This is a genomic window from Novosphingobium sp. DS6-6 (assembly GCF_057784975.1).
This window is the reverse complement of the sequence record NZ_JBYNTS010000002.1, coordinates 304323-324695: the sequence shown is the minus strand read 5'-3', so window position 1 is coordinate 324695 and position 20373 is coordinate 304323. Positions and strand designations below refer to the sequence as shown.

Sequence of the window (20373 nt, the reverse complement as noted above, 5' to 3'; positions counted from 1 at the left end):
GGCCGTTTCAGTCCCCTCGTGCAGACGGTAAACATTCCTCATGCTCCAGGTGCTCTCGATGCTCTATCTCTGGCTCAAGGCCGGCCACGTCATTTTCGTGATTTTCTGGATGGCCGGGCTGTTCCTGCTGCCGCGCCTTTTCGTCTATCACCAGGAAACACCCGTCGGCGCGCCGGAAAACGCGGTATGGATCGATCGGGAGCGCAAGCTGATGAAGATCATCCTGGCGCCTTCGGTGGCCCTGGTGTGGATTCTCGGCCTGGGCCTTGCCATCAGTGGCAACTGGTTCGCGCAGGGCTGGCTCCATGCCAAGTTGCTGCTTGTCGTGGCGCTGACGGGCTACCATATCTGGCTGGCGCGCTATCACCGTGCCCTTGCCCGCGGCCAGCGGGGCCTCACCGGCCGGCAGTTGCGGCTTCTCAACGAAGTTCCCGGGGTTCTTGCCGCCGTCATTGTCGTGCTGGTGGTCGTCAAGCCGTTCTGAGCACCCGGCGCCGGCCCGCGATTCCGCAATTGACGCCGGCCCGTTCCCGGCATAACGCAGGCTGCAACCGGCCTTCGCGCAATCGCGCCCGTCGCACTGTCGGGGTCTGCTTTCTCCAAGCCCATAGGCCCGCCGGTCATCTCATCCAGCCGATTTCCGCTTACGGAACAAACAGATGCATTTGAAAGAACTGAAAAGGAAAACCCCTGCCGAGCTGGTCGAAATGGCCGAGGAGCTGGGCGTTGAAAGCGCCAGCACGATGCGGCGCCAGGATCTCATGTTCGCCATTCTCAAGGAAGTGGCCGAAGACGGGGAGGAAATCCTGGGGATCGGCACGATCGAGGTTCTGCCCGACGGCTTCGGTTTCCTGCGCAGCCCCGAGGCGAACTATCTTGCCGGGCCCGACGATATCTATGTGTCGCCCAACCAGGTCCGCAAGTGGGGTCTGCGCACGGGCGATACGGTGGAAGGCGAGATCCGCGCCCCCAAGGATGGCGAGCGCTATTTTGCGATCACCCGCCTGATGAAGGTGAATTTCGACGAACCGGAGGCCGTGCGCCACCGTGTCAATTTCGACAACCTGACCCCGCTCTATCCCGACGAGCGGCTGAAGCTCGATACGCTCGATCCCACGGTCAAGGACAAGTCCGCCCGGGTGATCGATCTGGTCAGCCCCCAGGGCAAAGGCCAGCGCGCCCTGATCGTGGCGCCGCCGCGCACCGGCAAGACCGTGCTGCTGCAGAACATGGCCAAAGCCATCACCGACAATCATCCCGAAGTCTTCCTGCTGGTACTGCTGGTGGACGAGCGTCCCGAGGAAGTGACCGACATGCAGCGCTCGGTGAAAGGCGAGGTCATTTCCTCGACTTTCGACGAGCCGGCATCGCGCCATGTGCAGGTGGCGGAAATGGTCATCGAAAAGGCCAAGCGGCTGGTCGAACACAAGCGCGACGTGGTGATCCTGCTCGATTCGATCACCCGTCTCGGCCGTGCCTACAACACCGTGGTGCCTTCGTCGGGCAAAGTGCTGACCGGTGGCGTCGATGCCAACGCGCTCCAGCGGCCCAAGCGGTTTTTCGGTGCGGCGCGCAATATCGAGGAAGGCGGTTCGCTGTCGATCATTGCCACGGCGCTGATCGATACCGGCAGCCGGATGGACGAAGTGATTTTCGAGGAATTCAAGGGTACCGGCAACTCGGAAATCGTGCTCGACCGCAAAGTGGCCGACAAGCGCATCTTCCCCGCGCTCGATGTGGGCAAGAGCGGCACCCGCAAGGAGGAACTGCTCGTGCCACGCGACCAGCTCGGCAAGATGTGGGTGCTGCGCCGTATTCTCATGCAGATGGGCACGGTCGATGCGATGGAATTCCTGCTCGACAAGATGAAGGACTCCAAGACCAACGAGGATTTCTTCGCAACAATGAATCAGTAGTTTTATCAAGGCTTTGCTGCGCACAGAACGGGCGGGGTCCAAGGCTTCCGCCCATTTTGCCATGATGCGCCGGGCGGCCTTCAAGGCCGGTACGGTGTTTCCGCCGATGTTCCACGTGGAACAATTCAACGCACATCGTCCGATCGGGCTTTGGTCGATGCCCTCGCCAATTCGGTCGATCTCCGGCTTGGCGCGCGGTACGGACTATGACACGCTGGTTCCCCACCACTCGCCGGGAGCCTGGCCATGAAAGTGAATGTCGAGATCGAATGCAGTCCGGAGGAAGCCCGGCGCTTTCTGGGCCTGCCCGATGTGTCCAAAGCCAATGATATCTATATCGACGCCGTGGCGCGTGCCATGCAGGGCGTCAGCAGCGTGGATCAATTGCAAGGCTATGCCAAGCAGCTCGCCCCGATGGGCGAAATCGGGCTCAAGCTGTTTCAGCAGTTGATGGAACAGGGTGCCGGTGCGGCCATGGCCGGGTTCAAGGCCGGAATGACCGGCGACAAGAAGTAGGCACTCGCATCGCCGCGTGATAGGCGCGCTGCATGTCAGACACTGCCACGATTTTCGCCTTGAGTTCCGGTCTGCCGCCCGCCGGCATTGCCGTGGTGCGGATCAGCGGACCCTTGGCAGGCGAGGCGCTGATGCGGCTTGGCGGCGGCTTGCCTGCGCCGCGCCGGGCCACGGTACGGCGGCTGACCGATCCTGCCGATGGCGCCTTGCTCGATACCACGCTGGTCCTCTGGCTGCCGGGGCCGCATACGGCCACAGGCGATGACTGCGCCGAGCTTCATCTTCATGGCGGCCGCGCGGTAACTGCCGCAGTATTGGCTGCCTTGGCCCGCCTGCCGGGTTTGCGGCCGGCCGAGGCAGGCGAATTCACCCGGCGGGCATTCGTCAACGGGCGGATCGATCTCAACGAGGCGGAGGGCCTGGCCGACCTGCTCAGCGCCGAGACCGAATTGCAACGGCGCAGTGCGCTGGCGATGACCGAAGGTGTGCTGTCGCGACAGGTCGAGACCTGGCGCCAGGGCATTCTCGGTCTCTCGGCTCAACTTGAAGCCCTGCTCGATTTTTCCGACGAAGACGATGTCGCCGAAGCTGGCGGCACTGTCATGCCCTCGGCCTTTCCCGGCCAGTGCCGCGATATTGCCCGGCAGGTCCGCGCCTGGCTCGATCGTCCGCGCGTCGAACCGCTGCGCGAAGGGTTTCGCGTGGCTCTGGCCGGGCCGCCCAACGCCGGCAAGTCGACCCTGTTCAATGTGCTGGTCGAAGCCGAGGCGGCGATTACTGCCGCCGAGCCCGGCACCACGCGCGACGTGCTGACCCGCAGCGTTGCGATCGATGGCGTGCCGTTCACTTTTGCCGACACGGCCGGTTTGCGCGACGAGGGGGCGGGCGAGATCGAGCGCATCGGCATCACTCGCGCCCGCGCCGAAGCGGCCAAGGCCGATGTGGTTCTCTGGCTGGGTCCGGAGGGCAAGGGTCCGGTCGGGCATTCCGCCGTGCTTTGGGAAATCGCTGCCCGGGCCGATGATTCGTCCGTTCCGGCCAAGGCGTGTCCGCGTCACCGTGTTTCGGCACATACCGGCCAAGGCGTGGATGCACTGCGCCGCGATCTCGTCGCCCATGCCCGTGCCAGCTTGCCGGCGCCTGGCGAGGCTGCGCTCAATGCCCGCCAGCACGCGCTTCTGTCGCAGGTGTGCGAGAGGCTGGGCGATGCCGGGGAGGAAAGCGATCCGCTGCTCGCAGCCGAGCAATTGCGGCTCGCCCGCCGCGCGCTGGATGCGTTGACCGGACGGGCGGGTACCGAGGACATGCTCGACGCGCTGTTCGGGCGGTTCTGCATCGGCAAATGAGCAATGACGGATCGACCGGTCCCGATGTTTCACGTGAAACAGCTTTGACCCCGGGCACATGGCGGGATAGGGCAGGGGTCATGCAAGAGTTCGATGTCATCGTGGTCGGCGGTGGGCATGCCGGCGTGGAAGCCGCTTGCGTGGCGGCGCGAATGGGCGCCCGTACCGCGCTGGTCAGTTTCGACCCGGCCATGATTGGCGCCATGAGCTGCAATCCCGCCATCGGCGGCCTCGGCAAAGGGCACCTGGTGCGCGAAGTCGACGCTTTCGATGGCATCATTGCGCGCGCGGCCGATGCCGGCGCTATTCACTATCGCATGCTCAACCGCTCCAAAGGCAGCGCCGTGCAAGGGCCACGCATCCAGGCCGATCGCAAACGCTTCAAGTCTGCGGTCCAGGCCGCGATCAAGGCCCAGCCTCGCCTGGCCGTGGTTGCCGGAGAAGCGGCGGCGTTGCGGCAGGCGGGGGGAAGAGTCACCGGCATCGATCTGGCCGATGGTTCCGTTGTGAATGGTGCGGCGGTGGTGCTTTGCACCGGCACGTTCCTGGGCGGGCGTCTGTTTCGCGGTGAAGAACGTATGGCGGGCGGCCGGATCGGCGAAAGCGCTGCGCACCGTCTGGCGGCGCAGATGCGCGAAGCGGCGCTGCCGATGGCGCGGCTGAAAACCGGCACGCCGCCCCGTCTCGATGGACGCACGATCGATTGGGCACGGCTGGAAGAGCAGCATAGTGACGCCGATTTCTGGACGATGTCACCGCTCAGCACGGGCCGCCCGTTGCCCCAGGTTTTCTGCGGGATCACGCGCACCAATCCGCGCACGCACGATATCATCCGCGCCGGACTCGATCGCTCGCCACTGTTCACCGGTGCCATCGGCGCGCGCGGGCCGCGCTATTGTCCGTCGATCGAGGACAAGATCCATCGTTTCGCTGATCGCGACGGCCACCAGGTATTTCTGGAACCGGAGGGACTGGACGATCACCTGGTCTATCCCAACGGTCTTTCCACCTCTCTGCCGGCCGACGTGCAACTGGCGATGGTGCGCACGATGGAAGGGCTGGAGCAAGTCGAGATCGTGGTGCCGGGCTATGCGGTGGAATACGATCATATCGATCCCCGCGCCTTGCGACCCAGCCTCGAAGTGCGCGCCATGCCCGGTCTCTATTGTGCCGGGCAGATAAACGGCACCACCGGATACGAGGAAGCCGCAGCGCAAGGCCTGGTGGCCGGCATGCATGCGGCGGCGGCCGTGCTGGGTCATCCGCCGGCGCCGCTCGATCGCGGATCGAGTTATATGGCGGTCATGATCGACGATCTGACGCTGCATGGCGTCAGCGAGCCCTATCGCATGCTGACGGCGCGGGCGGAATATCGCCTGCGTTTGCGTGCCAACAACGCTTCCAGCCGGCTGACGCCTCTGGCGATTGCCGCCGGCTGCGTCAGTGCCGAACGACGGGCCTGGTTCGAGCGGCGGCGCGACGCGCGTGCCCGGCTGGAAGATGCGCTGGCCCGGGAAACCACGCCCGGTGAAATGGTGCGCGCCGGGCTAGCGGTGCGCGCAGACGGCGCGCGGCGGGCGTTGATGGAATGGCTGCGCTTTCCCGAAGTGACGTTAGCGGATCTCGCGCCCTGGCTGGGCGAGGCCCTGCCCGACGATCCATTGCTGGTGGAAGAGATGGAAGAAGATGCCGCCTATGCCCCTTATCTGGTTCGGCAGGACGCGGAATTGCGTGATCTGCGCGCCAACGAGACCGTGGCCCTGGGCGACGATTTTCCCTATGGCCTGGTGCCGGGTCTTTCCACCGAGATGGTCGAACGGCTAAGCACCGCCAGGCCCGCTACTCTGGCAGCGGCCGGGCGCGTGGCGGGCATTACGCCAGCCGCGCTTGCCAATCTGCTGGTCCACGCCCGCAAGCGTGCGGCCGCGGCCTGATTGATGGGTCAGGCTTTGATCGAAAGCGAGAACGACGCGCGAAACTGGTTGCGCCAGTGCCTGGCCGTTGATGACGCGTCGATGGATCGGCTGGAGCGCCTGGTCGCATTGCTGCTGAGAGAGAACGAGCGCCAGAACCTGATTGCCCGGGGGACGATACCGCAGGTCTGGCAGCGCCATATCGCCGACAGTGCGCAACTGCTGCGTGTTTCACGTGAAACACTCCCCGATGGATCGTGGCTGGATCTTGGCACGGGGGCCGGATTCCCCGGGCTGGTGACTGCTGCTCTCCAACCGAGCCGACCGATAACCCTGGTCGATTCGCGGCGTTTGCGCACCGAGTGGCTGGCCCATGCCGCCAGGGAATTGGAATTGACAGCCGTTACGGTCATTCAATCGCGCGTGGAAGATCTGCCCGCGCAGGCCCATGCCGTTATATCGGCGCGCGCTTTTGCTCCGCTTGACAAGCTCTTGGCTTTGTCCGCACGTTTTTCCACATCCGAAACGCTGTGGTTGCTGCCAAAGGGGGCGAATGCCGCGCAGGAATTGGCTATACTACCGGAAACCTGGCGCCATGTGTTTCACGTGGAACAATCGTTGACCGATCCCGCTGCCGGCGTGATCACCGGACGGTTGCTGGGTGGCCATCCCCCGAAACCCGCCCGCCAGCCGGGTGGTGCTTTCCAACGAGGCTCGCGTCGATGATCACTATCGCCATTGCGAATCAGAAGGGTGGCGTCGGCAAGACCACCACCGCGATCAACATCGCGACCGCGCTTGCCGCCACCGGCTGGAAAGTGCTGCTGGTCGATCTCGATCCGCAGGGCAACGCATCCACCGGCATCGGGCTTAATGCAGCCGATCGGGAACGCTCGTCCTACGACATGCTGATCGACGGCCTGGGTGTGGCCGAATGCGCGGTGCCCACGCGTATTCCGGGGCTCGACCTCGTGCCCGCGACAGTGGACCTGTCGGGCGCGGAAGTAGAGCTGGTCAGCGTCGAAGACCGCACCGGTCGTCTGCGCGCTGCGCTGCGCCGGGATACCGCCCATGAAATCTGCCTGATCGATTGCCCCCCTTCGCTTGGCCTGCTCACGCTCAATGCGATGGCGGCGGCGGACAGCCTGCTCGTCCCTTTGCAATGCGAGTTCTTCGCGCTGGAAGGGCTTAGCCAGCTGCTGCAGACCGTAGAGCGCGTGCAGGAACGCTTCAACGCCGATTTGGGCATCCTGGGCGTCGTGCTGACCATGTACGATCGCCGCAATCGCCTGACCGATCAGGTGGCCGACGATGTGCGCGCCTGCCTGCGCGATCTGGTGTTCGACGCGGTCATCCCGCGCAATGTGCGCCTGTCGGAAGCGCCCAGCCATGGCTTGCCCGCGTTGATCTATGACCACGCGTGTTCGGGATCGCAGGCTTACATGAAACTGGCGCGCGAGTTGATCGGGCGCTTGCCGGAGCGGAGGAAGGCGGCATGAGCGGCGAAGACGGCGTCAAGACGGCACCCGCCAAACGCGCGGCGCTGGGCCGCGGCTTGGGCGCCTTGCTGGGCGAAACCCGGCGCGAAGAATTGCTCGTTCGCCCCGGCCCGGCTGCTTCCGTCGAAGAAGGGGCGGCTGCCGCGGCCACGGCGCCGGCCCGTGCAACCGGCGGCGTGGCCTTGTTGCCCGTTGCCCAGATCGAGCCCCATCCCGATCAGCCTCGCCGCTATTTCGACGAGGAAGCGCTGGACGAACTGGCCCAGTCGATCGCGGCGCGCGGCATGATCCAACCGGTGATCGTGCGCCCTCTTGCCGGTGGGCGTTATCAACTCGTTGCCGGGGAGCGCCGCTGGCGCGCGGCGCAGCGGGCGCGCGTGCACGAAATCCCCGCTATCGTGCGCCAGCTCGACGAGCGCGAAGTGACCGCACTAGCGCTCATCGAGAATCTCCAGCGCGAAGACCTGAACCCGGTCGAAGAAGCGCGCGCCTATCAGCGTCTGGCCGATCACGATGGATTGACCCAGCAGGAAATCGCCCGCTTCGTCGATAAATCCCGCAGCCACGTGGCCAATCTCATGCGCTTGCTGGCCCTGCCCGATGACGTGCTCGACATGGTGCAACGCAACGACCTGTCGATGGGCCATGCCAGGGCTCTGGCGGTCGTGCCCGATCCCCTGCCGCTGGCGCGTGAGATCGTTGCCAAGGGGCTCTCGGTGCGTGATGCGGAACGCCTGGCCAAGCGCGCCACCCGGCCCGAAACCGTGCCGCGCCGCGCCCGGGCCGAACGCCACGCGTCGGATTCGGCCGACATTGCCGCGGTTCAGGCTCACGTCGAGGAATTTCTCGGCCTCAAGGTGACAATCAATGCCGAGGCGGACCCCCGCACCGGCACTGTCGTGATCCGATACAAGTCTTTGGATCAGCTCGATTTAATCTGCCAACGCCTGACCGGCGGCGCGATCTAGAGCGCCGGCGCGAGAATTGCCGCGAGAGCCTCGATCCCGCGTGCATCCTCCGCATCGAAGCGGGCGGGGGTGGGGCTGTCGAGATCGATCACCCCGATCACCGCGCCATTGCGCCTGATCGGCACCACCAGTTCGGCCGCACTCGCCGCATCGCAGGCGATATGGCCGGGAAAGGCATGGACATCGGGCACCAGCTGCGTTTCCCCCGTCGCGGCGGCCATGCCGCACACGCCCTGTCCCAGCGGGATGCGGATGCAGGCGGGCTTTCCCACAAAGGGGCCCAGTACCAGCGTATCGCCGATCAACCGATAAAACCCCGTCCAGTTGCAATCGGGGAGCGCCATTGCCAGCAAGGCGGCCACGTTGGCCATGTTGGCGACGCCATCGCTTTCGCCGTGGATCAGCCCCCGCGTTGCAGCGGCAAGATCGGCATAGAGCGTGGGCTTGTCGGCGGCGTCGAAGCGGAAATCGTACATGGGGCGTCGCTCTAATCCATTTTCCGCAAGCTGTCATTGCAGCGAAGCCAAGCGCGGCTTACCTTGCACGGCCATGAGCACTCTCAAGAAATTCCTCATCGCGCTGGGTCTCGTTCTCGTCGCCACGGCCGCGTTCCTGGCCTGGGCCGTCCGCGGCCCGGCCGGCGAATATACTACCGACGAAACCTCCGGCCCGCATCCCAAGATGGCCGAACCGTCGCCTCAGACCATCCCCGGCATTTCCATTGCCAAGCCTATCGGCTGGCAGGCGGGCGAAGCGCCGGTTGCGGCGCAGGGCCTGGTGGTCACGCGTTTTGCCGATGGGTTGCAGCACCCGCGCACGCTTGCCGTTCTGCCCAATGGCGATGTCCTGACGGCGGAAACCAACGCCCCCCGGGGCGACAGCATCGGCGGCCTGACCGGCATGATCGCCGAATTCCTGTTCAGCCAGGCGGGCGCCGGAGACGCTTCGCCCAACAAGATCGTGCTGCTGCGCGACGATGGCACGGGCAAGGCGGCACAGCGCTTCGTGATGGAGAACCCCGCGCTCGACTCGCCGTTCGGCATGGTCTGGCGCGACGGGCGGCTCTATGTCGCAAACCACAATGGCGTGGTGTCGTGGCCGTTCCAGCCGGGGCAGACCGCGCTTCCCGGCAAGCCCGACAAGCTGATGAGCCTGCCGCCCGCCGGCATGCACTGGGCGCGCAACCTGGTGCTCAGCCCCGATGGCCAGCGGCTCTATGTTTCCATCGGGTCTGCAAGCAACATCGCCGAGAACGGGGTCGATGCCGAAGCCGATCGCGCCACGATCCTGGAGTATGATTTTGCCAAGCGCCGCGTGCGCCAGTTTGCCGGCGGCATGCGCAATCCCAACGGCATGGATTTCAACCCCTTTACCGGCGAGCTCTGGGCCGTGGTCAACGAGCGCGACATGCTCGGCCCCGATCTCGTGCCCGATTACCTGACCAGCGTGCCGCTCGGCGCGCAATATGGCTGGCCCTGGGTCTACTGGAAGAAGAACATCGACTGGCGCGTCGACGCGCCCATGCCCGAATACCTGATGGAATACGTGCGCAAGCCCGAATACGGCCTGGGCGCGCACGTCGCGCCGCTCGGCCTCGCGTTCGCGCGGGGCGGCAACACCATGGGCGAACGCTTTGCCGGGGGGGCTTTCATTGCTCGCCACGGTTCGTGGAACCGACGCCCGCCAGCCGGCTACGATGTGGTCTTCGTCCGGTTCGACAAGCAAGGCAACGTCCTGCCGGCGCCGCCTGCCCCGGTGCTGACCGGCTTCCTCGACAAGGACGGCAAGGCCCATGGCCGCCCCACGTGGGTCGCCTTTGCCAAGGATGGCGCCCTGCTGGTGAGTGATGACGTGGGCGGGGTGATCTGGCGCGTGACGGCACCAGGCGCCAGGCCGGCACCGGCCATAACCCGGATCGCCGATCGCCCACTGCCGCCCCAGCCGCCGATGGGCAAAATCCGCATCCAGGAAAACCCGGACTCGATTCTCAACAAGCCCAAGCCCTGAGCAATGCGGCGCCACGGCAAGTCCGCGATCAGTGGCGGAAATGACGCATCCCGGTGAAGACCATGGCAAGCCCCGCTTCGTCGGCCGCCTTGATCACGTCTTCGTCGCGGATCGAGCCACCGGGCTGGATCACCATCGTGGCCCCGGCCTCGACGGCGGCCATCAGGCCATCGGCAAAGGGGAAAAACGCGTCGGATGCCACGGCAGACCCCACGGTGCGGGGTTCGCGCCAGCCATGGGTCTGCGCGGCTTCCCGTGCCTTGGCGGCGGCGATGCGGCTGCTGTCGCGCCGGTTCATCTGCCCCGCGCCGATGCCGGCGGTGACGCCGTCCTTGGCATAGACGATAGCGTTGGATTTCACGTGCTTGGCCACGGTCCAGGCAAACAGCGCGTCGTTCAGTTCCTGTCCGGTGGGCGCGCGCCGGGTCACGATTTTCAGATCATCGGCCGAAATCCTGCCATTGTCGCGATCCTGCACCAGCAGGCCGCCGGCAATCGGCACGGTGACAAGGCCGCCGCGCGCCGCGTCGGGCAGTTCGTCCACCAGCAGCAGGCGCAGGTTCTTCTTGCGCGCAAAAGCCTGGCGCGCGGCCTCGTCGGCACCGGGGGCAACGACCACTTCGGTAAAGATTTCGCAGATCGCGTTGGCCGTTGGCCCGTCCAGCGGCTGGTTGACCGCAACGATGCCGCCAAAGGCCGAAACGCTGTCGCACGCCAGCGCGGCTTGCCAGGCTTCCAGCAGCGTTTCGGCGCTGGCCACGCCGCAGGGGTTGGCATGCTTGACGATCACCACCGTCGGCCTGTCGCCGAAAAACCCCCCGGGGGCGAACTCGGCCACCAGTTCCAGCGCGGCATTGGCATCGTTATAATTGTTGTATGACAGTTCCTTGCCCTGGATCTGCCGGGCCTGGGGCAGGCCGGTCACCGCGGGGCGGCGCGGCACATAAAGCGCGGCGGCCTGGTGCGGGTTCTCGCCATAGCGGAGCGTGGTGACAAGGCTGTGCGCGGCGGCGAGCGTCTGGGGGAAATGCTGCTGCTGATCCACACCTGCAAACCAGGTGGCGATCGCGCTGTCATAGGCGGCCGTGGCGGCAAAGGCTTTGGCCGCCATGGCGCGGCGGAAAGCCAGCGTGGTCGCGCCGCCGGTCTGCTCAAGCTGCGCGATCGCCGCGGCGTAGTCGGCCGGGTCGGTCAGGATCGTCACGTAACCATGGTTCTTGGCGGCCGAACGCACCATCGAAGGGCCGCCGATGTCGATGTTCTCGATCACCTCGTCGCGCCCGGCTCCCTTGGCGACAGTCGCTTCGAACGGATAGAGATTGACGACCACCAGGTCGATTGCCTCGATCGCGTGCGCGGCCATGCTGGCGGCATGGTCGGCATTGTCCCGCACGGCCAGCAGGCCGCCATGGACTTTGGGGTGCAGCGTCTTGACGCGGCCGTCCATCATTTCGGGAAAACCGGTCAGTTCGGCAATGTCTTTCACGGCAAGGCCCGCCGCGCGCAGGGCCTTGGCCGTACCGCCGGTTGAAATCAGTTCCACCCCATGCGCGGCCAGTGCCCGGCCCAGTTCGACAAGGCCGGTCTTGTCGGACACCGACAGCAGCGCCCGGCGGATCGTTACATCGCTCACGTTGGCAATTCCTATCTCATCTTCTTGAGCAGCCAGGAGAAACTTTCGCCGCTACGGGGAACCTTGGCGGTGATGACCAACTGGCGCGTTGCGAGCGGCCGGCCCTGCCCGTCGGCCCACAACGAATCCTCGATCGTCACCGGATCGCGCCCCGAACGGAATTGCCACAGGCCGCCATCGGGCAGGGCCAGCGTGATGCCCAGGCCATCCTGGCCGGGTGCCAGCTCGATATGCGGGCCGAGATGAAAGCGCAGAGCAACCGCGATCGTGCCGCGCTTGCCTTTCCGCCCATGGGGCACCAGCAGATCTTCGCCGCGCAGTTCGGTGCCGTCGTCGCGCAGGATCAGAATGCGCTGGTGCAACAGGCCATAGCGGCCGACATAGCCATTGTGACTCGCTTCGATCCGGGTGGCCGATTGTCCGGCGGGGCCGGGGCTGCCGGCGGCATAGCTGCTGTCGGCCTGCAGCGTGCGGCGATCCACTTCCACTTCGGAAACGCCGCTGCCCAGCTTGCCGTTGATCAGGACGGCCGTGGAATTGAAATCGTCGATCGTCAGCGTGGAATGGGCGGCCGTGGCGCGCAGGCCCTGGGCCAGGCGCAGCGGGATAAGCCCCCCGGCAAAAGCGGCGCCACCGCAATTGACGATAAGCCGTTCGGCCCCGTGGCTGAATTCGAACGCCAGGGTGGAAGCGCAGCCATCGCGGGCGTGCCGGGCGATCGGCGGGGGCGCGGCATCCAGCATCAGCACCGATTTGCCTGCTGCCACCCTTTGATAGCCCCATTGCCGCGCATCGCGCAGCGGCCGCGTGCGCACGCCACTGGCCTTGATCAATGCCGCGATCCGCTCGGCCGGCACCGCGCCGGCCCCCTGCCAACTGCCCAGTGCGCCATCGCCGTGCAGCAGGGCGAGCAGGGGTGGCACCAGCAGCGAAAGGATCGTTTCGATCTGCTGCGGCGGCTCGCGGCGCACGGCGGCATAGCATGCGCGCAACCGCACCAGGACGGTGATCGCCTCGATCTGGCCCAACGGGCTGCGCGAAAGCACGCCGCCGTCATCGCCCACCATGTCGCCCAGCGCGCGGATCAGGCCGGCTTCGCCAAACAGACGGCGCGGGCCGCCATCGGCCATCAGCAGGCCGGCCGCGGTGATCCCGGCCCAGCCCGCCGCCTCCGCCAGCTTGTCGTCGGCGCGCACGACATGACGATCGAGCCAGCGGGCCGTTTCGGCCATGGCATGCAGCAGGCGGCTGCGAAATGCCTTGTCGTTGCCGGACAGCAGCAGCGGGGCGTGGATCAGCCAGGCCAACAGGCGGTGGCCGGTATGGCCCACGTCCCAGGCTGGGCTGGCATTGGGCTGGGGATTGGCATCGAGCCACATGCCCAGGATGCGCTCGGCGATGGCTGTGCATTGCGCGCGCGGGCCGCTCGCCTCCAGATCGGGCAACCAGGCAAAGCCGTGTACCACGCGTTCCAGCGGCGGGGGCAGGCGCGGCCCGGTCATTTCGGTATCGGCGATCGGTGCCTTCATCCCGTGGACCAGGAAATGCCCGGCGCGCAGCGCCTTGCCGGCCACGCCATCGCCGGGCAGGGGATTGCTGACCGTGGCCGTCAGGCGCGGTCGCGCGCGCTTGCGAAAGGGTTGCAGGGCCGTGGCCGGCAATCCCAGGCGATAGGCGAAACGCATGACGCGTTCGCCCGCGCTCACCACCGGCGGGGAAAAATCGGCAAGGGCCAGCGCGCGGCCGGGTTCGACCACTTCGGGGCGCAGCGGCATGTCGTCATCGGCAGCAGCGGGGTGAGCGGCGCGCACGGTCTGGCCCGGGGTGTCGCGCGGCCGGGGCTCGCTTTCCAGCCCCAGGGGCAGGGCGGGGCTGGCTTCGTCCGTGGGGCCAGCCGGGGTCTTGCCAGACAGGCCGCGCGCGATGGAGAAGCCGGGTTTGCTCACGGGTCAGCCGATCCCCTTGAGCGCCGCGATATTCGCGGCGTAATGCGCCGGCCCGCCCTTGAACGTGGCAGTGCCGGCCACCAGGGCGTCGGCCCCGGCCTCCACACAGCGGCGAGCGGTCGCGGCATCGACTCCCCCGTCCACTTCCAGGTGGATGGGGCGGCCGGTCTTGTCGATCGCCTTGCGCACGGCCTCGATCTTGCGCAACTGGCTGGCAAGGAAGCTCTGCCCGCCAAAGCCGGGGTTCACGCTCATGATCAGCACCAGGTCGATCTCGTCGATGAGGTAGTCCAGCATCTTGGCCGGGGTCGCCGGGTTCAGCGCGATTCCGGCCTTCCTGCCCAGGTTCTTGATCGCCTGCACGCTGCGATGCACGTGCGGCCCGGCCTCAGGGTGGACAGTGATGATGTCGGCCCCGGCCTCGGCAAAAGCCTCCAGGTACGGGTCCACCGGGCTGATCATCAGATGCACGTCGAACGGCTTGGCCGTATGCGGGCGCAAGGCCTTCACCACGGCCGGGCCGATCGTGATATTGGGCACGAAATGGCCGTCCATCACGTCGACATGGATCCAGTCCGCCCCGGCCGCGTCGATCGCGCGCACTTCCTCGCCCAGCCGGGAAAAGTCGGCGGACAGGATCGAGGGGGAAATCAACGGCACTGGCATCGACAGGATCCGATTGCGACGGGAAGGGACCGAACGTGAAGAAACCGGGCGAAGGACCGGCAGATGACCTTAATCCGGCCGTCCGGGGATAACCCGGCCCGGCCCGCTCGCCAAGCAGGCGCCATCCGGCGCTTAACCGGGCCGAATCGGAGCCACAAGCCGCCTTGGCGGTCTTTTCCACACGGATTGTCCGGTTTCGGGCTCATGCGCCAGCCCCGATCATGCGCTTGCCCCGATCGAGGCACTTCCGCAGCCACCACTGGCAACGATGCCACGCTTGCCGGGCGAAAGACCGGGGCGTGGCGGCGCCCTCTTGCCATGATGCGCCGGGCTTGCCATCGACAAGAGTGTGAAAGCGCTGATCGAATCCCTGCACCGTGTCGTTCCCGGCCTGACCATGGCCTGCGCCCTAGCGCTTGCACCCGCAGCGGCATCGGCAGAGACCCATCGCGTGCGCCTGCCCCCGTTGGGATGTGCCGGGCCGCCGAGCGATACCTGGCTCAACGTCACGGTCGACAAGGTGCGATCCGATCGCGGCACGATCACGATCACGCTCTATCCCGACGATGCCGGCAAGTTCCTGATCGATGGCGGCTCGCTCTATGTCAGCCGGGTGCCGGCGCGGGCGGAAAAGACGCGCCTGTGCCTGTTTCTGCCGCGTCCGGGCGTCTATGCCTTGGCGGTCTATCATGACGAGGACAGTTCCGGGGCGCTCAATCGCATTGGGCCGATGGGCCTGCCCTCCGAAGGTTTCGGCTTTTCCGGCAATCCCGGGTCGATCGAAAGCCTGCTGGCGTTCCGTTCGGTCCGCCTCGCCGTGCCGCGGAGCAACCTTTCCACCCGCATCAAGCTGCGCTACCCCTGACGCGCAGCGCAGCCGGGGGCTGACAGGCCGGGCGATTGCCCGCTAGGATCGCGGCATGATGACCAAGCCCGCCGTTCTTGCCGCCGCGCCGTTTCCGCCTTTCACCATGGCCCCGCTGGAAGCCGCGTTCACCGTTCACCGCCTGCAGGACGGGTTCCCCGAGGAAGCCGCCGGGTCGATCCGCGCGCTTGCCACCAATGCCCTGTTCGGGCGCCTGGGGGCGGATCTGATGGCGCGTCTGCCGGCGCTTGAAATCATCGCCAACCTCGGCGTTGGCTATGACAATATCGACGTGGAGGCAGCGCGTGCCCGCGGCGTGGTGGTGACCAACACCCCCGGCGTGCTGGACGAGGAAGTAGCCGATCTTACCCTCGGGCTGCTGCTCGCCACGATCCGGCGCCTGCCGCAGGCCGAACGGCATCTGCGCGCGGGGCAGTGGCCGCAACGCAACTTTCCGCTTTCTCCCACGCTGCGCGGCCGGCGTATCGGCATTCTTGGCCTGGGTGCCATCGGCAAGGCCGTGGCGCGGCGGCTGGAGGGCTTTGACGTCGCGATCGCCTATCACGGCCGCACCCGGCAGGAAAACATCGCCTATCCGTGGTATCCCAGCGTCGTGGCGCTGGCGCAGGCCGTCGACGTACTGATCGTGATCGTGCCCGGCATGGCTTCGACCGCGGCGCTCGTCGATGCCGGGGTGCTGGCCGCGCTGGGGCCGCAAGGTGTGCTGATCAACGTGGCGCGGGGCAGCGTCGTGGATGAAGCCGCACTGATTGCGGCTCTCCGATCCGGCACCATCCTGGCCGCCGGGCTCGATGTCTTTGCCAACGAACCACATGTTCCGCCCGCCCTGCTGGCGCAGGACAATGTCGTGCTGCTGCCCCATGTCGGTTCCGGCACGGTCACCACGCGTCAGGCCATGGGCCAGTTGATGATCGACAATCTTTCCGCCTGGTTCACCACTGGCCGGGCGCTTACGCCAGTGCCCGAAACGCCGCATTTGCCGGGCTGATGCGACGGATCGTGCAAACAACGGGTTCTGTAACGGTTCGCCGCATGGCACCGTGTGGCATGTCGAACGCTTGCAATAATGCCGCAGATTTGCAACGTGCGCTGCGTACAAACGAAAATAGGGAAGCCTGTCCACAATGAATTCGACCCAGGCGGCGCGTGTCCCCTTGCATCAGCGGGTTCGACGCAAGGCGGAACGCATGCTCGGTCCGGCGGGCATTTTCTTCAAGGGCTTCCTCAAGCATCCGGTGATGGTGGGGGCAATTGCGCCGTCCTCGCGCCGCACGATCGCGCGCGTGCTGTCGAAGGTCGATTGGGAACGCTGCGACCTGTTCGTGGAATATGGCCCGGGTGTCGGCACGTTCTGCCAGCCGGTGCTCGATCGCCTGCGCGGCGATGCGCGGCTGATCGTGATCGACACCAACCCCGATTTCATCGCCTATCTCTCGCGCACGATTGCCGACAGCCGCTTCATCGCGGTGCACGGGTCCGCGGCCGATGTGGAAAGCATCGTGCGCCAGCATGGGTTCGACCATGCCGACTACGTGCTCTCGGGCTTGCCCTTCACCACGCTTCCCGAAGGGGTCGGCCCGGCGATCATGGCCGCCACCCACCGCGTGCTGCGCCAGGGCGGGGCCTTTCTGGTCTACCAGTACACCGCCCGCGCCCGCACGCTCATGAGCCGTTATTTCAATCGCATCGACAAGGGCTTCGAGCCGGCGAACTTCCCCCCGTGCGTGATTTCGTGGGGCTGGAAAGACTGACCGGTACGTCTTTCGCGATCATGGCCAGTCGCGATTATGGCCAGTCGCGATCGTGGCCCGTCGCGATAATGGAACAGAACCGTTCCGTTTCGTTCAGGCGGCGCGGCGTGGCAGGTCTTTGGTCAGTTGGCTGTGGATGCCCGCCAGCATGGCCACGAAATAGGTGTAGCCCGCCGAATAGAGCAGGGCCGAGACGGCCTCGTTGATCACCCGCGCGGTTTCGCTTTCGGCGCCCAGCAATTGTGCGCCGACCAGGCCCACAAGCAGGGTTATGACGCTGTGCGCCACCAGGAAAGTCACTGTCGCGAGGCCCAGGAACAAGAAGATGCGGCTGGTGTTGCCGCGTGTCAGGGCCAGGCTGGCCCGGATCGCCATGATCGGGTTGTGCGTTCGCCCCACGCCCAGCACCGGGCCGACCATGATCGTGCGCAGCAGGGGATAGATCATGGCCGCAAGGCCGGCACCGGCCGCCAGCGCGGGGGGCATGCGCAGCGCGATCAGCACGCCGCTTGTCACCGACATCAGCAGCGTGGCGACCAGGCCTATCAGGATCTGCGCGGCGACATAGGCGGGCACGCGCACGGCGCAGTTGCGCAGCGCCTGCCCCACCGTGGGGCGGCTGCGATCGAGAATGCCCACCAGCATGGTGACGAACCCGACAGCCAGCAGCAGTGACAGCACCAGCAGATAGGGCAGGTTGGCGACATAGTAATCCCGCACCACCTGGGTCAGTTGCTGGGGTTGCATATCCGGATTGACGACCGGCGGTGTCACGAACACGGCCCAGACCAGCATCGGCAGCAGGAAGAACACCCCGGCGATCGCCAGCAGCACGTCGGTGTTGGCCGAAACGATGCGGGTGGCATCCTGCCAGGCGGCCATGCTGTCCAGCGGGGCGATCGAAGGTTTGGTCACTTGGTTTCCTTGTGGCTTGCCTGTTCACAGCTTGCGCGTGCCTGCCCTTAGCAAAGCCCGCGCCGGCACGCACGCGTCTTCCCGGCCGCTTGCCTCTTGCGCCCGGCCGGCTTCGAGGCCAAGTCGCAAGGCATGATGACCACGCCCGACAGCATCGAAATCGTGCGGGAAACCACCCTCGTGCCCTATCGTCCGGCGTTGGACGCGATGGCGGCACGCAATGCGGCGATTGCCGAAGGCAGCGCGGCCGAGATGCTGTGGCTGCTCGAGCATCCGCCCGTCTATACCGCCGGAACCAGCGCCGACCGCGCCGAACTGCTCGATCCGCGTTTCGAGGTGGTCGAAGCGGGGCGGGGCGGGCGCTATACCTATCACGGGCCTGGCCAGCGCATCGGCTATGTCATGCTCGATCTGCGCCGGCGCGCGCGCGACGTGCGCGGCTTCGTCCATGCGCTGGAAGGCTGGGTGATCGATACCCTGACCGATTTCGGCGTTACGGCCTGGCGAGCGGAAGGACGCATCGGGATCTGGTGCGCCGGGGCCGACGGGCGCGAAGCCAAGATCGGCGCGATCGGCGTGCGCATCCGCCGTTGGGTGACGATGCACGGTTTTGCGGTGAACCTGTCGCCCGATCTTGCACATTTCGGCGGGATCGTGCCTTGCGGGATCGAGGAATTCGGGGTCACCAGCCTGCAGGACCTGGGCCGCCCGGTGGGCAGCGCGCAATGGGACGAAGCGCTGCTGGCCCGTTTGCCGGGCTTTCTGGCCAAGCTCGACGTGCCCTGTCCGCCTGTGGAACCAAGTCCGCCCTTGGGAGAGAACCCTTGATGAAAACCGCGCTCGCTTCGCTGTCTGCCGTCGTCCTCCTCGCCGGCCTGGGCGGTTGTCAGAAAACCGACGACCGCGACAAGGGCGCAGCCAAGGCGGCGGGCGGCGAGGTTCTGCCCGGCACGGTCAGCGATGCGATGATCGATCTGGACGGCGCCACCGGCACGCCGCCATTGCAGCCTGTGGTGAACACCGCCGATGGCAGGGCCGCCCGCCCGGACCCCGAAGAGACCGGCCCGACCGGCCCGGACGACGGGCCGCGCGAAAGCCCGCCAACCGCCCCCGCCGGCGCGGACCAGGCCCCGGCGCCATAGCGCCGGCTCCCGGTCGCAGCGGCTTTTCAGACCGTTTCCTGGGCCAGGGTGGGATAGTCGATATAGCCTTGCGGCCCCGGGGTGTACCACGATGCCGGCACGTCGCGATTGGGTGCCAGGGGCGCGTCGCGCGCGATGCGTTCCACCAGATCGGGATTGGAAATGAACGGACGGCCAAAGCTGATAGCATCGGCCCGGCCCGCGGCCACATCGGCCGCCGCGCCCTGGGGCGTGTAATCGCTGTTGAGCACCAGCGGCCCGGTATAGAGCGAACGGATCAGCGCGTCCTGCTGGGGCACGTCGCTGGCGCCGAAGCTGCCATCGGGGCCGGGCTGGCGCAGCTCCACGAAAGCCGGCTGCAGATCCTGCAGCACGCGCGCCGCCACGCCGAAAAGCGCCGCCGGGTCGCTGTCGTTCACCCCTTGCGATTCGCCGTTGGGCGAAAGGCGCACGCCGACGCGGTCTGCGCCCCACACGGCAATCAGGCGCTCCATCACCTGGCGCAGCAGGCGGACGCGGTTTTCCGGGCTGCCGCCGTAATCGTCGGTGCGCAGATTGGCCGAATCGCGCAGGAACTGGTCGATCAGGTAGCCGTTCGCCGCGTGCAACTGCACGCCGTCGAAACCGGCTTTCCGGGCATTCTCGGCGGCATGGGCATAATCGTCGAGCAGGCGGGGAAACTCGTCCACCCGCAGCGGCCGCGCTTCGACATAGTCCTGGTTGCCATCATAAGTATGCGCATAGCCGGGACCACGCGTGGCCGAGGCGGAGACGGGCCGCTGCCCATCGATGAAATCGGGATGGACCAGGCGCCCCATGTGCCACAGCTGGGCCACGATGCGCCCGCCCGCCTGGTGCACCGCGTCGGTCACCGGCTTCCACCCTTCCACCTGGGCTTGGGTCCACAAGCCGGGGGCATAGGGCCAGCCGGCCCCTTCCCGGCTGATGCCGGTGGCTTCGGAGATCAGCAACCCGGCGCTGGCGCGCTGGCTGTAATAGGTGGCCATGATCGGCGTCGGCACCCCGTCACGCCCGGCGCGGGCGCGCGTCAGCGGGGCCATGACGATGCGGTTGGGCGCCGCGATCGCGCCGAAATCGATCGGCTGGAACAGCGGGGCATGGTGGGGCTGGTCAGAAGACTGGGTCATGCGAAGGGCCTCTTGATGCAGACGCAAACTGCGTTTTCATTTGAAACGCAGTTTGCGTCCGACCTGACCGTTACGCAAGAGGCTGCCGACATCTGATGCCACAGGATTTGCTTGGAACCGC

At 66.3% G+C, this 20373-nt stretch carries 20 protein-coding genes; 14 read left to right on the top strand and 6 right to left on the bottom strand.

What is annotated here, in order from left to right; translation table 11 throughout:
- Positions 1–40: 40 nt before the first annotated feature.
- The 8 genes from AC3EDY_RS03770 to AC3EDY_RS03735 all read left to right on the top strand — a co-directional run bounded on the left by AC3EDY_RS03770 (position 41) and on the right by AC3EDY_RS03735 (position 8158).
- Positions 41–484 carry a CopD family protein gene (locus tag AC3EDY_RS03770; protein WP_488571128.1) on the top strand — a complete coding sequence of 148 codons (444 nt, stop codon included), beginning with the start codon at positions 41–43 and terminating at the stop codon, positions 482–484.
- Positions 485–659: 175 nt separating this feature from the next.
- Positions 660–1916: a transcription termination factor Rho gene (gene rho, locus AC3EDY_RS03765; protein ID WP_488571127.1), complete on the top strand. Its 1257-nt coding sequence runs from the start codon at positions 660–662 to the stop codon at positions 1914–1916.
- Between the two features lie 246 nt (positions 1917–2162).
- On the top strand, positions 2163–2432 hold the full coding sequence (locus AC3EDY_RS03760) for a DUF6489 family protein (protein WP_488571126.1): 270 nt from the start codon (positions 2163–2165) through the stop codon (positions 2430–2432).
- Positions 2433–2464: 32 nt separating this feature from the next.
- Entirely contained in the window at positions 2465–3778 is a 1314-nt protein-coding gene (gene mnmE, locus AC3EDY_RS03755) for a tRNA uridine-5-carboxymethylaminomethyl(34) synthesis GTPase MnmE (RefSeq protein WP_488571125.1), read from the top strand.
- A gap of 80 nt (positions 3779–3858) precedes the next feature.
- Positions 3859–5712, top strand: a complete 1854-nt coding sequence (gene mnmG / locus AC3EDY_RS03750) for a tRNA uridine-5-carboxymethylaminomethyl(34) synthesis enzyme MnmG (RefSeq protein ID WP_488571124.1) — start codon at positions 3859–3861, stop codon at positions 5710–5712.
- A gap of 3 nt (positions 5713–5715) precedes the next feature.
- Positions 5716–6417 carry a 16S rRNA (guanine(527)-N(7))-methyltransferase RsmG gene (gene rsmG / locus AC3EDY_RS03745; protein ID WP_488571123.1) on the top strand — a complete coding sequence of 234 codons (702 nt, stop codon included), beginning with the start codon at positions 5716–5718 and terminating at the stop codon, positions 6415–6417.
- Positions 6414–7190: a ParA family protein gene (locus AC3EDY_RS03740; protein ID WP_488571122.1), complete on the top strand. Its 777-nt coding sequence runs from the start codon at positions 6414–6416 to the stop codon at positions 7188–7190. The genes rsmG and AC3EDY_RS03740 overlap by 4 nt, the downstream gene beginning before the upstream one ends.
- The gene (locus AC3EDY_RS03735) at positions 7187–8158 is read left to right on the top strand and encodes a ParB/RepB/Spo0J family partition protein (protein ID WP_488571121.1); all 972 of its coding nucleotides are present in this window, start codon (positions 7187–7189) and stop codon (positions 8156–8158) included. Before AC3EDY_RS03740 ends, AC3EDY_RS03735 begins: the two co-directional genes overlap by 4 nt.
- On the opposite strand, the gene AC3EDY_RS03730 is transcribed toward AC3EDY_RS03735, so the two are convergent.
- On the bottom strand, positions 8155–8634 hold the full coding sequence (locus AC3EDY_RS03730) for a GAF domain-containing protein (protein ID WP_488571120.1): 480 nt from the start codon (positions 8632–8634) through the stop codon (positions 8155–8157). The genes AC3EDY_RS03735 and AC3EDY_RS03730 overlap by 4 nt on opposite strands.
- Positions 8635–8707: 73 nt before the next feature.
- On the opposite strand from AC3EDY_RS03730, the gene AC3EDY_RS03725 reads away from it, so the two are divergent.
- Entirely contained in the window at positions 8708–10165 is a 1458-nt protein-coding gene (locus AC3EDY_RS03725; protein ID WP_488571119.1) for a PQQ-dependent sugar dehydrogenase, read from the top strand.
- A 28-nt stretch (positions 10166–10193) separates the two neighbouring features.
- On the opposite strand, the gene purH is transcribed toward AC3EDY_RS03725, so the two are convergent.
- From purH to rpe, 3 genes are read right to left on the bottom strand one after another with little or no spacing between them, the layout of a single operon-like run.
- Positions 10194–11798: a bifunctional phosphoribosylaminoimidazolecarboxamide formyltransferase/IMP cyclohydrolase gene (purH, locus tag AC3EDY_RS03720; RefSeq protein ID WP_488571118.1), complete on the bottom strand. Its 1605-nt coding sequence runs from the start codon at positions 11796–11798 to the stop codon at positions 10194–10196.
- An 11-nt stretch (positions 11799–11809) separates the two neighbouring features.
- Positions 11810–13744 (bottom strand): heparinase II/III family protein, encoded by a 1935-nt coding sequence (locus AC3EDY_RS03715; RefSeq protein WP_488571117.1) that lies wholly within the window; start codon positions 13742–13744, stop codon positions 11810–11812.
- A 3-nt stretch (positions 13745–13747) separates the two neighbouring features.
- The gene (gene rpe, locus AC3EDY_RS03710; protein WP_488571116.1) at positions 13748–14410 is read right to left on the bottom strand and encodes a ribulose-phosphate 3-epimerase; all 663 of its coding nucleotides are present in this window, start codon (positions 14408–14410) and stop codon (positions 13748–13750) included.
- Between the two features lie 349 nt (positions 14411–14759).
- Here rpe and AC3EDY_RS03705 point away from each other — a divergent pair, with 349 nt between their 5' ends.
- The 3 genes from AC3EDY_RS03705 (at position 14760) to AC3EDY_RS03695 (ending at position 17047) form a co-directional block, all read left to right on the top strand.
- Entirely contained in the window at positions 14760–15275 is a 516-nt protein-coding gene (locus tag AC3EDY_RS03705; protein WP_488571115.1) for a DUF2141 domain-containing protein, read from the top strand.
- A gap of 55 nt (positions 15276–15330) precedes the next feature.
- Positions 15331–16284 (top strand): 2-hydroxyacid dehydrogenase, encoded by a 954-nt coding sequence (locus AC3EDY_RS03700; protein ID WP_488571114.1) that lies wholly within the window; start codon positions 15331–15333, stop codon positions 16282–16284.
- 136 nt (positions 16285–16420) lie between these two features.
- A complete protein-coding gene (locus tag AC3EDY_RS03695; RefSeq protein WP_488571113.1) occupies positions 16421–17047 on the top strand; it encodes a class I SAM-dependent methyltransferase in 627 nt (208 codons plus the stop codon).
- A gap of 93 nt (positions 17048–17140) precedes the next feature.
- Here AC3EDY_RS03695 and AC3EDY_RS03690 read toward each other — a convergent pair whose 3' ends face one another.
- Complete coding sequence (locus tag AC3EDY_RS03690) at positions 17141–17962, bottom strand: hypothetical protein (protein ID WP_488571112.1); 822 nt, start codon at positions 17960–17962, stop codon at positions 17141–17143.
- Between the two features lie 135 nt (positions 17963–18097).
- On the opposite strand from AC3EDY_RS03690, the gene lipB reads away from it, so the two are divergent.
- Both lipB and AC3EDY_RS03680 read left to right on the top strand, forming a co-directional pair.
- A complete protein-coding gene (gene lipB, locus AC3EDY_RS03685; protein WP_488571219.1) occupies positions 18098–18790 on the top strand; it encodes a lipoyl(octanoyl) transferase LipB in 693 nt (230 codons plus the stop codon).
- On the top strand, positions 18790–19104 hold the full coding sequence (locus AC3EDY_RS03680; RefSeq protein ID WP_488571111.1) for a hypothetical protein: 315 nt from the start codon (positions 18790–18792) through the stop codon (positions 19102–19104). The genes lipB and AC3EDY_RS03680 overlap by 1 nt, the downstream gene beginning before the upstream one ends.
- A gap of 26 nt (positions 19105–19130) precedes the next feature.
- Here the strand turns inward: AC3EDY_RS03680 and AC3EDY_RS03675 are convergent, their stop codons facing one another.
- A complete protein-coding gene (locus AC3EDY_RS03675; protein WP_488571110.1) occupies positions 19131–20252 on the bottom strand; it encodes an alkene reductase in 1122 nt (373 codons plus the stop codon).
- Between the last annotated feature and the right edge of the window lie 121 nt (positions 20253–20373).